12 protein-coding genes and 1 pseudogene are annotated in these 15,901 nt (G+C 62.1%); 6 read left to right on the plus strand and 7 right to left on the minus strand.

Features of this window, described 5'->3' with window-relative positions:
* Positions 1 to 50: 50 nt before the first annotated feature.
* The 3 genes from JQ597_RS06775 to JQ597_RS06785 all read right to left on the minus strand — a co-directional run bounded on the left by JQ597_RS06775 (position 51) and on the right by JQ597_RS06785 (position 4,312).
* Positions 51 to 440 (minus strand): response regulator, encoded by a 390-nt coding sequence (locus JQ597_RS06775; protein ID WP_212032754.1) that lies wholly within the window; start codon positions 438 to 440, stop codon positions 51 to 53.
* The gene (locus JQ597_RS37555) at positions 437 to 3,148 is read right to left on the minus strand and encodes an ATP-binding protein (RefSeq protein WP_212263444.1); all 2,712 of its coding nucleotides are present in this window, start codon (positions 3,146 to 3,148) and stop codon (positions 437 to 439) included. The genes JQ597_RS06775 and JQ597_RS37555 overlap by 4 nt, the downstream gene beginning before the upstream one ends.
* 72 nt (positions 3,149 to 3,220) lie before the next feature.
* Positions 3,221 to 4,312: a TRAP transporter substrate-binding protein gene (locus JQ597_RS06785; protein ID WP_212263445.1), complete on the minus strand. Its 1,092-nt coding sequence runs from the start codon at positions 4,310 to 4,312 to the stop codon at positions 3,221 to 3,223.
* Between the two features lie 636 nt (positions 4,313 to 4,948).
* On the opposite strand from JQ597_RS06785, the gene JQ597_RS06790 reads away from it, so the two are divergent.
* The 3 genes and pseudogenes from JQ597_RS06790 (at position 4,949) to JQ597_RS06800 (ending at position 9,705) form a co-directional block, all read left to right on the plus strand.
* Positions 4,949 to 5,176, plus strand: coding sequence for a hypothetical protein (locus JQ597_RS06790; RefSeq protein ID WP_212032756.1), 228 nt, complete (start codon positions 4,949 to 4,951; stop codon positions 5,174 to 5,176).
* Between the two features lie 1,073 nt (positions 5,177 to 6,249).
* Positions 6,250 to 8,558 (plus strand): annotated as a pseudogene (locus JQ597_RS06795) (xanthine dehydrogenase family protein molybdopterin-binding subunit).
* Between the two features lie 274 nt (positions 8,559 to 8,832).
* The gene (locus JQ597_RS06800) at positions 8,833 to 9,705 is read left to right on the plus strand and encodes a division plane positioning ATPase MipZ (protein WP_212263446.1); all 873 of its coding nucleotides are present in this window, start codon (positions 8,833 to 8,835) and stop codon (positions 9,703 to 9,705) included.
* Positions 9,706 to 9,710: 5 nt separating this feature from the next.
* Here JQ597_RS06800 and JQ597_RS06805 read toward each other — a convergent pair whose 3' ends face one another.
* From JQ597_RS06805 to JQ597_RS06815, 3 genes are read right to left on the minus strand one after another with little or no spacing between them, the layout of a single operon-like run.
* Positions 9,711 to 10,907, minus strand: coding sequence for an acyl-CoA dehydrogenase family protein (locus JQ597_RS06805; protein WP_212263447.1), 1,197 nt, complete (start codon positions 10,905 to 10,907; stop codon positions 9,711 to 9,713).
* 12 nt (positions 10,908 to 10,919) lie between these two features.
* Entirely contained in the window at positions 10,920 to 12,065 is a 1,146-nt protein-coding gene (locus JQ597_RS06810) for an acyl-CoA dehydrogenase family protein (protein WP_212263448.1), read from the minus strand.
* 4 nt (positions 12,066 to 12,069) lie between these two features.
* A complete protein-coding gene (locus tag JQ597_RS06815) occupies positions 12,070 to 12,921 on the minus strand; it encodes an enoyl-CoA hydratase (RefSeq protein WP_212263449.1) in 852 nt (283 codons plus the stop codon).
* A gap of 199 nt (positions 12,922 to 13,120) precedes the next feature.
* Between JQ597_RS06815 and JQ597_RS06820 the strand changes: the two genes are divergently transcribed.
* From JQ597_RS06820 to JQ597_RS06830, 3 genes are read left to right on the plus strand one after another with little or no spacing between them, the layout of a single operon-like run.
* On the plus strand, positions 13,121 to 13,732 hold the full coding sequence (locus JQ597_RS06820) for a LemA family protein (protein ID WP_212211973.1): 612 nt from the start codon (positions 13,121 to 13,123) through the stop codon (positions 13,730 to 13,732).
* Between the two features lie 20 nt (positions 13,733 to 13,752).
* Positions 13,753 to 14,643, plus strand: coding sequence for a TPM domain-containing protein (locus JQ597_RS06825; protein ID WP_212263450.1), 891 nt, complete (start codon positions 13,753 to 13,755; stop codon positions 14,641 to 14,643).
* A gap of 2 nt (positions 14,644 to 14,645) precedes the next feature.
* On the plus strand, positions 14,646 to 15,143 hold the full coding sequence (locus tag JQ597_RS06830; RefSeq protein WP_212263451.1) for a TPM domain-containing protein: 498 nt from the start codon (positions 14,646 to 14,648) through the stop codon (positions 15,141 to 15,143).
* Positions 15,144 to 15,224: 81 nt separating this feature from the next.
* Here the strand turns inward: JQ597_RS06830 and JQ597_RS06835 are convergent, their stop codons facing one another.
* Positions 15,225 to 15,836 (minus strand): glutathione S-transferase family protein, encoded by a 612-nt coding sequence (locus tag JQ597_RS06835; protein ID WP_212263452.1) that lies wholly within the window; start codon positions 15,834 to 15,836, stop codon positions 15,225 to 15,227.
* Between the last annotated feature and the right edge of the window lie 65 nt (positions 15,837 to 15,901).

Here is a 15,901-nt window from a genome sequence, read left to right on the forward strand (position 1 = left end):
CGGACAATGACTTGGGTCCGCTTCGTGCCCAACAACGGACATTCGTCCAGTCACGCAGCCCTTTCAACACGACTGTCAATCTTGCCACGGAGTGCCCCAAAGTCGATCGGCTTTGTCAGAAGCGCCTCGGCGCCACCATCCAGCGCCCGGCGTTTGGTTTCTGCATCGCCATAGGCCGTGATCATGATGATCGGGACATCCGGCCGTATCGCCTTCGCTTTGGGAAGCATTTCCAGGCCGCTCATTCCCGGCATGTTGATGTCCGACAGGATCAGAATGAGCGATTGCTCACGCGCTTCGCTTATGCGCGAGAGCGCGACGTCACCAGACTGCGCAAATTCCATCGTGAACCGGCCTGCGCGGATATCGCGCCGAAACTGTTGGCGAAAAAGCGCCTCCACATCCGGTTCGTCGTCGACAACAAGAATAAGAAGGTTCACGAGCGCTCTCCCAATTGGGCGAGCTTCGCAGCGCGCCGCGGCAAGACAATCCGGAATTCGGTAAATTGGCCGGGCTGCGTATCGACCTCAATCGATCCCGCATGCTGTTTTACGATGATGTCGTAACTGAGCGAAAGACCGAGGCCTGTCCCCTCGCCCGGGGGTTTTGTGGTGAAAAACGGATCGAACATCTTTTCCTTCACCTCGGCTGGAATTCCCGTACCGTTATCGTGAATTTTGATTTCGACGCTCTCACCCAGAGTTCTGGTTAGAACGGCAAGCGTGGGTTCATAGCCGCGTCCGTTGGCTTCCAAATTCCGTTTCGTCGCCGCATAAAAACCGTTCGAGATGAGGTTAAGCAGCACGCGCGTAATCTCCTGTGGAAACATATCGACCTCGCCGGCCGCAGGATCGAAGGACTTCTCCAGCGTGACGTTGAAATCCTGCTTCTCTGCCCGTGCACCGTGGTATGCGAGATTGAGACTCTCCTCGACGACGGCATTGATATCGGTGGGCTGATGCTCCCCGGATCCCTGGCGCGAGTGCAGCAACATATTCTTGACGATCGAGTCGGCCCGTTTGCCGTGCTGCACAACCCTGTCAAGATTGTCCTGCAGCATATCCGAAATCTCGCTGATCTCGCCTCGCAACTGGGGAGCAAGGCTGGCCCTTGCAAGTGCCTCCCGCAGTTCATCGACAAGCTCGACGGAAACGGCCGAAAAATTGTTTACGAAATTGAGCGGATTCTTGATCTCGTGCGCGATGCCGGCCGTCAACTGGCCGAGCGAGGCAAGCTTCTCAGTCTGGACGAGACGGTCTTGCGTGGCCCGCAGGCCCTCCAGCGACTTCGCCAATTCGCGTGTGCGCGACTGTACCTCGTCAAAGAGGCGAGCGTTCTGGATGGCTAGTACCGATTGTGCCCCGAAGGTCTGCAATAGGTTAACCGTGCCTTGGGGGAAGTCGCCCGGCTGCTTGCGACGGACCACCAGCGCGCCGACGATCCGGTCTGCGCCTAACAGCGGGACAGCCAGCAGCGCACGGAATCCAGCGCGCCTGATGATGTCGAGGACCAACGTAGGATCCTTGCTAATGTCGGCAACCTGAACGGGCCTGCGCTGTATCGCCGCCTCACTGATCAGGGTCTCGCCCAGGCGGACGTTGCGGTCCTTTATGGCTGCGACCAACGCCTCGTCCATGCCGTAGCTGGCGCGCAATCGGAATTCCTGACGGGCATCGTCGAACGCATAGATTGTGCCGGCGTCGGTGCCCGATAGTTGGACCGCTTTCGAGATGATCGTGGACAGCACCGTTTGCAAATCAATGGTCGAGTTGACCGCCTGGCTGACCTCGCCGAGGGCGCGAAGCTCCTCAACCGACCGGGCCAGCTCGATGGTGCGCGCCTCGACTTGCTTCTCGAGCCGCACGGCCGTTTGCTCTCTCTCTATCAGCAATTCGTTCCGTTCGAGCGTGTTCTTACGCAAAACCTCGACTACTCTGCCCATCTCCGAGATCTCGTCGCTACCCCCGGTCGGTACGCTGGTCGCAAGATTGCCCTCGGCAATCGCCAGCATGCTGCGGCTAAGTGCGGTCAACCGCGAGACGATGTTGCGCCCCACATACAACCAAACTATCCCGATAGAGCTGAGTAGGCTGAGCGCTACCGCTGCGATCAGGACGGTCGAACTGAATCGCTGAACCGCGAACGCCTCATCATTAGCCTGCACGATATCGCGGTTTGCAATTGAGACGAGGCGATTCGCCGCCTGAGTGAGGTCTCGCGAGAGCGCAGCATTCTCCGTCAGGTTGCGGGTAGCCTGAGCAACGATGCCAAGCTCTTGCAACCGCAACTCGGGAATGCTGTTGATCCCCTCGACAAGTGCACGGAATTCCTCGAGCCTGCCAATCAGAAGCGGTTGCAATCTCGGATCCAGGTTGGGTGTTATCTGCCTCGTCTCACGCAGGGATTGCTGGATTCGAAACATTTGCACACGCACGCTGTCTGAATCGCTTGCTGCCGAGATCTGCTGCAACCTGTCACTTACCGACGTAATGAGAAACTGCACGCGCTGGAGTGCATGATAGGACGCCGTGGAGCGGACCAGCCCGCTGCCGGCCGCAATCCGTTCCTGGGCGCTTGTCTTGGCGTCGTCGAACGCGCGGCGCGATTGCGCGACCTCCCCCTCGACAATCTGGAGCCAGGGTGCCAGCAGGCTTTGGCTTTCATTGTGAGTACTGAGCGCGTTGCTCGAATGGCCGCGCTTCAGCGCGCTTACGATCATGCGATCCGCGACCAGCTTGTCCAGCGATTCAAGATTGGTCCGCAGACGACCAACGGCCGATCGCATTGAGCCGAGGGCATCGCTGTCGGCGCCACGGTGCTCGAGGCTTTCCAGCAGTGCGGCGAGCTCCTGCATCTCGACGCCTATCCTCTGCGAACTCTCGTTGTGATCGGCTGGCGTGGCAGCAGAGAGCAGGGCCGGCGCGGCGGAAACAATCCGTTCGACCCGTCGCGATACTTCCACTGAAGCCAGTGCGGCGGGCACGCGTCGTGCCGTGATGCGATCGAGAGCCTGGCCGATATCGCGGAAGGAGAAGATTGCAACGGTCGCACCGACGACACCCAGGCCGCTGATTCCGAGGAAGGCCAATAGCAGTCGGTTTGCTACGCCGAGCCGAGATGGCACCCATGTCCGCAGGTTCGGACTCATGAGCGCTGTTGACCGGCTAGACCTCGCCAGACCCATGTTCTCGCCTTGGCCTGAGGGTGCGAAATGCCTCCGTCACCCTCCAAATGGATACGGCAGCGCCCGCGCATTCAGGAACGCGCGTTCCGAAACGTCGCTCCAGCGAACGGCCGCGGTACGGAACTTCATGAAGCTGTCGTAGACCCGCCGCGCCAGGTCGTCCTTGCGGCTTAACTCGAATAGAACTTCGCCGGAGATCTTGCCGAACTCCAGCAAGATCGCGTCATCGACCTTGCGGATCTGGATCGCGGGATCTTTGACAAGCTCCTCGAGTGCAGTGGCGTTAGCGGCGGTGGCCTCAGCAAGGGAACGTGTGTTCTCGAGCGCGGCGGCACCCTCGATTATGCTTTTGTCGGTGCTGCCGAGGCTTTCCCAAAGTTTCTTGTTTACGGCAAGCGAGACCGCCGCCCCCGGCTCATGGAAGCCCGGATAGTAGTAGTACTTGGCCGCCTTGTGCAGGCCTAACGCCATGTCAACCCAGGGACCCACGAATTCGCTCGCGTCGATCGCGCCTGATCGAAGTGACGAAATGATCTCGCCGCCCGGCAAGGTAACCACCACGGCGCCCAGCCGGCGCAACACGTCGCCACCCAGGCCGGGCATGCGATAGCGCAGGCCCTTGAAGGCATCGATGCTTGTGAGCTCCTTGGTGAACCAGCCGCCCATCTGAGGACCGGTATTGCCGCACAGGAACGCCTTGAGGCCGAACCCGGCGCTCAGCTCGTCCCACAGCGCCTGACCACCGCCGTAGTAAACCCATGCGTTGATCTCGTCCGGGGTAAATCCAAACGGGACGTTGCAGAAATAGGCGAAGGTGGCGGACTTGCCCGCCCATGTGACTTCTGATGCGTGGTAGAGATCAGCCAGTCCGGAGGAGACGGCATCGAACGATTCCATTGCGCCGACCAGCTGACCGGCGGGGAAGACGTTGACTTGCATTCGGCCGCCCGACAGCGTCGTAATCGACTGTGCGACACGTTCGGCGCCTGACTGCAGGCCCGGCAAGCCCTTCGGCCATATGGTGACCATCTTGAGTTCGCGTGCGCCTTGGGCGATGGCAGGCGCTGGAAAGGCAGAAGCGGCTGCGACCGCAATGCTCGCGCCCGCAACGAATTGGCGGCGATCCATAGTCTCTCCTCCCGTTTTACAGGCAGCCCTATTTCCATGTAACTGGTGTAGGCGACCCAAGGACAACCGAAGCGTCCACTGGTCGGCACGTAAGATCGCGAGAAACTGAAATGGTTAATAGCATACCCAACCGCGCGGGTCTGCAATGTACTTCACACCGATAGGGTCAGGGCTCCTGCACAGGTGCGGCTGACTGCACCGGTAACGTCCTAATCGCTGAACCATCGGACAAGCTTCCGCACCCTATCGCAAATCATGACCGCGACCAGAGCTTTCTTCGCTTTCGACGTTTAAACAGCCATCTGCAGACGCTTGATTTTCAACGCGAGCCAACGATCAAGAGAATGGCTGTCCATCTCGCAACCGCGAGAGGGCTGACGAACCCACAAGGTAGCGTCGACGACACGTCCGCTTCGGGGCAAAAACGAAAGTCGGTCCTCGCATCAGTGATGTGCGCTCTGACGCCGTGAACTGACATCAAGCGTGGAGCGCATCTCGTCCGCTCAGTGCACAATAGGTGTCGGTGATCCACAGGTCACATTTAAGGCAAACTGCGGTGTGCGGATAGGACGGCCATCGGACAAACCGACTGCTGATGGTGAACGTCACCAGCTATCATCGCCAAGGATGACGAAGATGAAGACGGTGCTGATCCTCATCCACATGCTGTATTCGCACGAATGTTGCGAAGATCATCATTGCCGCCCGGTGCCGTGCAACGAGGTGATCGATCTCGGCGATGACGGCTGGCGCTGGCGAGACAGGACGTTTCCGAGATGGACGCTGCGCGCCTCGCCCGATGGTAATTGTCATGTCTGCGTCGCCAACCTCCCGGTGTGCATCTATCTGCCACCACGGGTGTAGAGGATTCCATGATCGCATCGCTGTTCTGGTGATGTGATCGGCGTCGTGATCTGGTTACTGACATTACCTCCGGGAACAGACATGCGGTTCCGGGGGTGGATAACGTCCGGCAGAATCGGGTGTGATTCTGCGCGACGCCGTGTCGCCAGCCCGCTCAAATCTGCTTTGGCCTTCAGGTTGATGTTGCAGACCGCAAACTGCTTCGCCCCGCCGGCAAGCACAGTTCGGGACCCGCGGTGCGACAAAACAACCCGACGGGCAAATCAATTCCGGTTTACGGAAATCGTGTCAAGTCAAGAATTTCCGAAAATCAAAAATATTTCCCTTTCCTTCGACCCCAAATCACCTGCACATCTATGCCCATCCCGTCCCACTCAGAGGGGCGTCGGCCATCGTCACAACGAGGGGCGGGTCGCGGTGGACGCTGACGTTGCGATTGACGGTCGCGGCTGAAGCGTACGGCGAAAGCGTGTGGTCCTGGCGCCCGTAACGGCGTCAAGTCTTTCGGGAGCCAACGCTTCCGAAGGGCGACGGTGGCAATAGAGGCCGTCTCACCGGGGAGAGCGCGTCATAAGCCGTAGAGCCACTGCGCAGGGAATGTCGGATGTTCTCCGCTGCCCTGTATGCTCGTGTGCAGCTTTCTTAGCACAATCGCACACGGGACCGCGGGTGCAGCGCGCATCCGGCATTCCCTGCGCCCTCTGTCTTCGAGGGCGGGAAGTTCAATAGCAAAACTCGGGCGCATTGTGCCGCGAGATCGCGAAATTGCGTTTGGATGGTGTAACAACATACACCGCCGTCGTCCCGGGCTTGACCCGGGACCCATACGCCGCGGCCCATCAACGAGAGCGCCACTGTTAGAGACCTTCCGCAACAACGAGCGCCGCGGCGTATGGGTCCCCCGATGCGCAATTGCGCATCTGAGCTCAAGGCCGGGACGACGATAGTGAGGCCGGGACGAAGCTGAGCAAGACAAATGCCCATTTCTCAGGCGCTTCCATAGGGTTGGCTCGCACCCTATCTATCGGCTAGAACCAGCCCAACTCTTGCGAAGAAAATCGAAGGACCAACTGATGAACATTCTTCCCGGCAATATGCGTTTTGGTGCGGGCCAGCCGGTCAAGCGTTTGGAAGACCAGAGGCTGCTTACCGGGAAGGGGCAGTTCATCGACGACAGGCCGGAGGAGGGCGCGCTGTGGCTGCACGTGCTGCGCTCGCCCCATGCCCACGCCAAAATCGTCTCGATCGACACCAAGGCCGCGGCGGAGCTGCCGGGCGTGGAAGCGATCTATACCGGCGCCGACCTGGTCAGGGACGATATCGGCACCATCCCGACGCTGGCGATCTTCAAGCGGCCGGACGGCTCGCCGATGACGGTGCCGCCGCGGCGGCTGCTGGCGCATGAAATCGTGCGCTTCGCCGGCGAGCCGGTCGCAGCTGTGGTTGCGACCTCACGGGTGCTGGCGCAGAACGCGGCGGAAGCGATCGCGGTCGATTACGAGGTGCTGCCATCGGTGGTCGATCCCGTCGAAGCGGTCAAGCCCGGCGCGCCTGTCGTGTGGCCCGAAGCGCCCGACAACATCGTCGGCGCCATGAGCTATGGCGATGCCGCCAAGGTCGAAGCGGCCTTCGCCAGCGCTGCGCATACCGTGTCGCTCGACCTGGTCAGCCAGCGGCTGATTCCATCGGCGATGGAGCCGCGCTCGACCATTGCCGAGATCGAGAAGAAATCCGGCCGGCTGATCCTGCACGTGCAATCGCAAACGCCGGGCTCGACCCGCGATCTGCTCGCCGAATCGATTTTGAAGCGGCCGAAGGAAAGCGTGCGCGTGCTGGTCGGCGATATCGGCGGCGGTTTTGGGCAGAAGACCAGCCTTTATCCGGAAGACGGCGTGGTGGCCTATGCCGCGACCAAGCTCGGCAAGAAGATCCGCTGGCGCGGCGATCGCACCGATGAATTCGTCGGCGGAACCCATGGCCGCGACCTCACCTCGACCGGCGAGTTCGCGCTCGACGCCAAGGGCCGCGTGCTGGCCTATCGCGTGCGCTCGATCGGCGGCACCGGCGCCTACAGCAGCGGCGCCGGCAACATCATCCCGCTGGTGCTCGGGCCGTTCGTGCAGACCGGCGTCTATGATCTTCCGCTGGTGCATTTCGAAGTCAAATCCGTGATGACCAACACCGCGCCGGTTGGCGCCTATCGCGGCGCGGGCCGGCCGGAAGCCGTGTTCATCGTCGAGCGGCTGATGGACGCCGCCGCGCGCCAGATCGGCATGGACCCGCGCGCCATCCGCAAGGTCAATTACATCAAGCCCGCGCAATTGCCCTACACCAACGCCGCCGGCCAGGTGTACGATTCCGGCGCGTTCGCGCACATGATGCAGCGCGCCTCCGATCTCGCCGATTGGGACGGTTTCAATGCGCGCAAGAAGGCGGCCAAGAAAAAAGGCCTGCTCTACGGCCGCGGCCTCACCAGCTACATCGAATGGACCGGCGGGCGCGCGCACACCGAAAAGGTCTCACTGCACGCGACGGCAGAAGGCCGCATCATCCTGCATTCCGGCACCATGGCGATGGGGCAGGGCCTGCAGACCACCTACACCCAGATGGTGTCGGATACGCTCGGTATTCCCATGGACAAGATCGACGTCGTGCAGGGCGACACCGATCTCGCCACCGGTTTCGGCAGCGTCGGATCGCGCTCGCTGTTCGTCGGCGGCACGGCAACGACATGATCAACAAGGCGCGCGAGAAGGCGTCGAATGTCCTGGAGACCTCGATCGACGATATCGAGTATCAGGGCGGCTTTCTCACGGTGGTCGGCACCGACAGGCGGATCAGCCTGTTCGAGATCGCCAAGAAGGAAGACGGCGCGCGGCTCAGCGTCGACAGCGAGGGCGAGGTTGACGGCCCGAGCTGGCCGAACGGCACACACATCTGCGAGGTCGAGATCGATCCCGAAACCGGCGTCAGCAAGGTGGTGCGCTACACCACGGTCGACGACGTCGGCATCGCCGTCAATCCGATGCTGGTCACCGGCCAGGTGCATGGCGGCGTCGCGCAGGGCATCGGGCAGGCGCTGTATGAAGGCGTGTCCTACAACGAGGAAGGACAATTGCTGACCGCGAGCTATCAGGATTACTGCGTGCCGCGCGCCGACGACATTCCGCCCATCGAGGTGACGCTGGATGATTCCGCGCCGTGCCGCACCAATCCCCTGGGCGCCAAAGGCTGCGGCGAATCCGGCGCCATCGGCGGCCCGCCCTGCATCACCAACGGCGTGATGGATGCCTTGAGTGAGCTCGGCATCAAGCAGCTCAACACCCCGCTGACGCCGGCCAAGGTCTGGCAGGCGATCAGGGATGCGAGGGCGGGGGCGTAACCACACCCGTCGTCATCCCCCGATGCGCGATCGCGCATCTGTGGGCATCGCGAAGCGATGAGCCCGGAATCCATCGCGCCGCACGCTCCGTCGTGAAATGGATTCCGGGTTCGCGCATCGCGCGCCCCGGAATGACGGCTACTGAGCGCGGTGCGACTCAAAGCAGCACGCCTCAAAAATCAGCACCCCTCACGGTTGCGGGATTCCGCCGAATCAAGCCCAATGATCGCAGAGCAAGAAGCAAGAACGTAATCAGACTCTCGGGGGCGATCCGATGTCGGTTGAAGGTGCGATGCGGGCACTGTCTGCTCGTGTGATCGTCGTCGGCAATGAGAAGGGCGGGTCGGGAAAATCGACCGTCGCCATGCATATCGCGATCGCCCTGATCAAGTCGGGCCAGGCGGTTGCCACCATCGATCTCGATACCAGGCAGAAAAGCCTCACCCATCACATCGAGAACCGGCGCGCCTGGGCGCGTCATGTCGGCCGCGACCTCGGCATGCCCCAGCATTTTTGCTTCCAGCAGCTCGATTATCCCTCGGCTGATGAACAGGCCGCTGGTTGCCGGGCTCTGGAGAAGACCGTCGAGACGCTCGCCGGCCGCTATGGCGTCGTCATCATCGACACCCCCGGTCACGACGATTATCTGACGCACGTCGCGCATGCGATGGCGGACACGCTGATCACGCCGCTCAACGACAGCTTCGTCGATCTCGACGTGCTCGGCACCGTCGACCCCGAAACCTTCCGCGTCACCGGCACCAGCCATTATGCCGAGATGGTGGAAGAAGCGCGCGGCAGGCGCCGCGTACGCTATCTCGGCGTCACCGACTGGATCGTGCTGCGCAACCGGCTCTCGACGCTCGGCTCGCGCAACAAGCGCCTCGTCGGCGAGAGCATCCAGCAGCTGTCACAGCGGCTGAACTTCCGCTGCATCGAGGGCCTGGCCGAACGGGTGATTTTTCGCGAATTCTATCCGCGCGGCCTTACCGCGGTCGACGACCTCGACGAGATCACGCTCGGAAGCCGCCCCACCATGTCGCACGTCACCGCGAGGCTGGAGATGCTGAAGCTGCTCACGGCAATCGGCCTCGGCAACGCCTCAACGGCCCACGAAATCGTCGGCCGGCGGCAGGAAGTGGCCTGATCGTCCTACAATCCCAACACCATCTTCGCGATAATATCGCGCTGGATCTCCGATGAGCCGCCGAAGATCGTATACGCCCGGCTGTTGAGATATTCCGGCACCACCGGCAGCATCTCCTCGGGAATTCCCGGCGCCTCGTTGAGCTTGTAGAACGGCCGCATCGGCTCGACATAGAGCCCGTCATGGCCGATCACATCGACACCCAGTCGCGTGACCGCCTGGCGGATTTCGCTGTTGCGCAGCTTGAGCAGCGAGGATACCGCGCCGGGATTTTGCCCGGTCTGCAGCGCCGACAGCACCCGCAGCTCGGTCATCTCGAGCGTGTCGATATCGACTTCGATCTCCGACATCCGCATCGAAATATCGGGATCGTCGATAGCGCGGCCGGTGGCCTCGGATTCGGCGAGGTCGGATACCGTCTTGAGCGCCTCGCGCAATTTGGCCGAGGCGATGCCGGAGCCGCGTTCGAACTCGAGCAGGTACTTGCCGTAGGTCCAGCCCTTGCCCTCCTCGCCGACTCGGTTGGCGACGGGCACACGGACGTCGTCGAAGAACACCTGGTTGACCTCGTGATCGCCGCCGATCGTGAGGATCGGCCGTGTCGTGATGCCCGGGCTCTTCATGTCGATCAGGATGAAGGAGATGCCGTCCTGCTGCCGCTCCGTCTCGTTGGTGCGCACCAGCGCAAACATGCGGTTGGCGTGATGGGCGTGCGTGGTCCAGATCTTGGTGCCGTTGATGATGTAATCGTCGCCGTCGCGCACCGCGCGCGTCTTCAGCGAGGCGAGATCGGAGCCGGAGCCGGGCTCGGAATAGCCCTGGCACCAATAATCCTCGCCGGAGCGAATCCGCGGCAGGTAAAAATTCTGCTGCTCCGGCGAGCCGAAGCCGATGATGACGGGGCCGACCATCTTGACGCCCATCACATTGACATTCGGCGCACCGGCACGGGCGCATTCGGCTTCAAAAATCCAGCGCTGCGCCGGGGTCCAGTCCGGCCCGCCATGCTCGACCGGCCATCCCGGCGCGCCCCAGCCCTTGGCGTGCAGCGCCTTCTGCCAGGCGATCCCGATATCGGGATCGGAAAAAACCGATGGGGTCAGCGACTGCGCGTGCTTCATTTCCGCCGGCAGATTCTGCGCGATGAAGTCGCGGACTTCCTGTTCGAAGGCGCGCTCCTCGGCGCTGAAGGTGAGATCCATGTGGCGCTCCCGCTAGGCTTGAATGGTTCGGCCGCCGAGGGCGGCATGACGGCGATAATGATGGGCGCTGCCGCCGAACAACGTGTCGAAGGCGAGCAGCCGCTTGAAGTAGGAGCCGATGTCGAGCTCTTCGGTGACGCCCATCGCGCCATGAAGTTGCACGGATTGTTCGGCGACGAAGCGGGCGCATTTGCCGATCTTGGCCTTGGCGCCCGAGGCGGCGCGGCCGCGCGCGATAGGTTCGGCATCGATCATCAGCGCGGCGCGCAGCGCCATCGAGCGGGCCTCGTCGCAGTTCATCGCCATGTCGGCCAGCCGATGGCGGATCACCTGATTGGCCGACAGGGGCCGGCCGAACTGTTTCCGAATCTTCGTGTATTCGAGCGTCTGATCCAGCAGCGTCTGCATGATGCCGACGGCTTCCGCGCCGAGTGCGGCCATTGCGCGGTCGACCACGGCCTCGATAACAGGCAGCGCATCGCTGCCGTCGCCGAGCACGGCGTCGGCGCTCACGTGGACGCCGCGAAGTTCGAGGTTGCATGCGCGGCCGCCGCCGAGTCGCGGGAAATCGCGCTTGGTGAGACCAGCCGCCTCCGCCGGCACCAGGAACAGGCCGAGCTCTCCCACCCCATTGTCGTCGGCGACCTGCGCCGAAACAATAATCTGCCCGGCGGCATTACCGCCGAGCACCGCGGTCTTGCGGCCGTCGAGGCGCCAGCCGTTGGGCGTCTTCCAGGCCGTCGTCGATACTTCGGCAAGGTTAAACCGCGCCGCGCGTTCCGAATGCGCGAACGCCAGATACAGCGAACCGTCGGCGACCTTGGGCAACAGCGCCTGCTTCTGCGCCTCGCTGCCGCATGCACCGATCAGCCCTGCGCCAATCACCACCGTCGAGAGATAGGGTTCAGACACCAGTCCCCGACCAAAGGCTTCCATCAGGATGCCGACCTCGACCGCGCCACCGCCGAGCCCGCCATGCTCCTCGGCGATCGGCAGTGCCAGCCAGCCGAGCTCGGCGAACTGCTTCCAGATTTCGGCGCTGAAGCCGAGCGGTTCGCTCGCCATCCGGCGGCGATGCTCGGCGTTATAAGTTCCGGCCACAAAACGTTCGGCACTCTCTCGCAGCAACCGCTGCTCATCGCTCAATGTAAGGTCCATAGCTCTACTTCACCGATGCCTGCTTCCTGACGGAAGGATGAAGCCCCGCGGGGTCCACCACCATTCCGAATTCCTGAAGATTATGCGCATGGCAGAGCTGATGCAGCGCGAACGCCTGGTCGATCGCCGCGGGCTGTCCCATTACGTCGACCGAGCGGTTGACGGCCTCCTTGGTCAGCTTCAGCGCGAACGATGGCTTCGCCGCGATCTTCTGCGCCAGCGCCATCACGAACGAGGAAAGCTCCGCGCGCGGCACGACGTGGTTGACCATGCCGAGCCGGTGCGCCTCGTCCGCGCTCCAGGTATCCGCCGTGAACAGCAATTCCTTGGCCTTGCGTGGGCCGAGTTCCCAGGGATGCACGAACCATTCGACGCCGCACACGCCCATGGTGACCACGGGATCGCAGAACTCGGCATCACTGCTTGCGACGATCATGTCGCAGGCCCAGGCCAGCATCAGCCCGCCGGCGATGCATTTGCCGTGCACTTCCGCAATGGTCGGCTTCGCCAGGTTGCGCCAGCGCCGCGTGATCTGCAGATAGATCTCCTGTTCGCGGGCGAAGCGGCCATGGGCATTGGGTTCGGCAAAACCGCCCCAATTTCCGACCGGCGGAAAATCCACGCCGGCTTCATTTTTGCTGCCCGGCCGCAGATCGTGGCCGGCGGAAAAATGAGGGCCGCTTCCTGCGAGAATGATGACCTTGACCGCGTCGTCCTGCACGGCCGCATCGAAGGCGGCGTTGAGATCGTAGGTCATTTGCAGGTTCTGCGCGTTGCGCGCCTCGGGCCGGTTCATCACGATCCGCGCGATGCGCGGCTCCGGCCGCTCCACGACGATGGTTTCGAATGCGGTCATGGGCCCTCCAGGTTATTATTATGCGGCCATGTGACTATTTCAGCTGACGATAGGCAAGAGCCATCGGAACGAAAGCGGCCCGAAGTTCATTCAATCACCGCCGTCATTCCGGGATGGGCCATTAGGTCCAGCCCCGGAATAATTGTGTGAAAGCACGACATTCTGATACCGTGACACGAAATAATACCGGGAGTGTTTTATGCGCAGATTATGGACCGTGCTGGCGGCGCTGGCGACGCTGAGCCTGACCAATTGCGGCTACAACGCCATCCAGACCACCGACGAGCAGGTCAAGGCGGGTTGGTCGGAGGTGGTGAACCAGTACCAGCGGCGCGCTGATCTCGTGCCCAACCTCGTCAATTCGGTGAAGGGTTTTGCGCAGCAGGAAAAGGACGTGCTGCTCGGGGTCACCAACGCCCGCGCCAAGGTCGGCAGCATTCAGGCGACACCCGAAGTGCTGAATGATCCCGCCGCGTTCCAGAAATTCACGGCCGCCCAGGGTGAACTCTCCAGCGCGCTGTCGCGCCTGCTGGTCGTGACCGAAAACTATCCGCAGCTGAAATCCGACGCGCTGTTCAAGGATCTGATGGCGCAGCTCGAAGGCACCGAGAACCGCATTACCGTGGCGCGCAACCGCTACATCAAGGCGGTGCAGGACTACAACGTCGGTATCCGCACCTTCCCGAACAACATGACGGCGATGATGTTCGGCTACAAGGAAAAGCCGAACTTCGCGGTCGAGAACGAGAAGGAAATATCCACAGCGCCGAAGGTGGATTTCAATCCGACACCGGCCGCGCCCGCGAAGTAGCGGATCAAAGATCAATCGCAATGAATGCTGCAAGAGTTTCCATTCTTGCGCTGCTCGTGTTCTGGGCTGCTTCAGCCCTGGCCGTCGTCGCGGTGCCGCCGCTCGTCGGGCGTGTGGTCGATCAGACCGGGACGCTCACCAGCGGCGATATCGCTTCGCTTAACCAGACCATCCGAAGTTTCGAGGCGCGAAAGGGCAGCCAGATCGCAGTGCTGGTTGTGCCGACGACGGACGGCGAGGCGATCGAGCAATTCTCACTCCGGGTGGCGGAAGCCTGGAAGATCGGCCGCAAGAAGATCGACGACGGCGCAGTGCTCGTCATCGCCAAGAACGATCGTCATCTTCGCATCGAGGTCGGCTATGGCCTCGAAGGCGCGCTGACCGACGTCACCACCAAGCGCATCATCGACGAGGAGATCACGCCGAAATTCAAGTCCGGCGATTTCGCCGGCGGCGTCTCGGCCGGCCTCAACAAGATGATCCGGATCATCGATGGCGAGAAACTGCCGGAGCCGGAGCCGCCGCATTGGCAACATCAGTCAGGGCTGTTCGACGTCGACGCCATGTTCAATCCGTTTCTCCTGATCCCGGTGTTCCTGTTCGGTGGGTTGATGCGGACCATGCTCGGCCGGCTGGTCGGCGCGGGCGTCGGCGGCGGCGTGGTGACGCTGATTGCCTGGTTCCTGTTCGGCTCGCTGGCCGCAGCCATATTCGCAGGGCTGATCGCAGTGTTTTTCGTGCTGTTCAGCGACACCATTGTGTCGTCGTCGCCGGGGAGCAGTGGAAGCGGCGGTTGGTCAGGGGGCAGCAGCGGCGGCTCATGGTCCGGAGGCAGTTCGAGCAGCAGCTCGAGCGATAGCGGCGGCGGGGGTGGCAGTTTCGGCGGCGGCGGCGCGTCGGGGAGCTGGTAGATATGGGCATCAAACGCATTGGCAGGCATCTGCTCCAACACCGCTGGCGAGAGCGGCGCGACTTTCCGCCGAAGGTGCTGGCCGCGATCGAGGCGGCGATCAAGGCGGGTGAGGCCATGCATTCAGGCCAGGTCCGATTCGTGGTGGAAGGCGCGCTCGACGGCGCGCCGCTGTTCCGGAACCAGCCGGCGCGGGAACGCGCGCTGGATGTTTTCTCGCAACTGCGGATCTGGGACACCGCGCACAACAATGGCGTGCTGATCTATCTCCTGCTGGCCGACCGCGATGTCGAAATCGTCGCTGACCGCGGCATCCACGCACATGTCGGCACCGCCGGCTGGGAGAAAATCTGCGTCGAGATGGAAACGGAGTTTCGGGCGGGAAATTTCGAACGCGGCGTGATCAAGGGGATCGAGGCCGTGTCGCGGCAACTGGCGATGCATTTTCCGCCGCAGGGCGGCGATGTGAACGAGCTGCCGGACAAGCCGGTGGTGATTTAGCTCTTACCCTCCCCTGGAGGGGTCCGAGCAAGCTTCGCTTGTCTCGGACCCCTCCAGGGGAGGGTAAGACACGGGCCTTACCTACGCCTTCACCGACGGCCGTTCCGCAACCCGCGCCATCCACGCCACGATATTGGCGTTGGTCTGATCCAGCGGCTGGCCGACCGTGCCGGCGAAATCGAGCCAGCAATAGAGCAGGATGTCGGCCATCGTGAAGCGCTTGCCGCAGAGATAGTCCTTGCCGGCCATTTGTCCGTCGAGCCATTGCAGGCGGTTGGCCGCGATCATCTTCAGGCCGGGCGAGGCTTCGGGCGCGCAGAGGATGCGTTTCTCGAAAAACTTCAGACCCTCGCCGAAGCGAAAGCCATTGGCGAGATGCTCGCAGATGTTGAGATCGACGCGGCGCGTCCACATCCGGCATTCGGCGCGCTCTTCCGGCGTCGTCCCGATCATCGCAGGCGTCGGGTTCTTCTCCTCGAGATATTCGCAGATCGGGATGACTTCCGAGAGATAGCTGCCATTGTCGAGTTCAAGCGCCGGCATCTGGCCGTGCGGATTGCGCTTCAGGTGCTCGGCCTCGCGGTTTTCGCCCTTGCGCAGGTCGACCGTCTGCTTCGGCATCTCGATGCCCTTCTCCGCCATGAACAGGCGGACAATGCGCGGATTCGGTCCGACCGAGTCGTAAAGTTTCATGGTGCTCTCTCCCCATGCCTCTTGGAGGCGTCGTTGTTGCTGTTGTTGAACAGGCCGCCATAAAT

It is taken from the genome of Bradyrhizobium sp. AUGA SZCCT0177 (assembly GCF_018130125.1).
Taxonomy (GTDB): domain Bacteria; phylum Pseudomonadota; class Alphaproteobacteria; order Rhizobiales; family Xanthobacteraceae; genus Bradyrhizobium.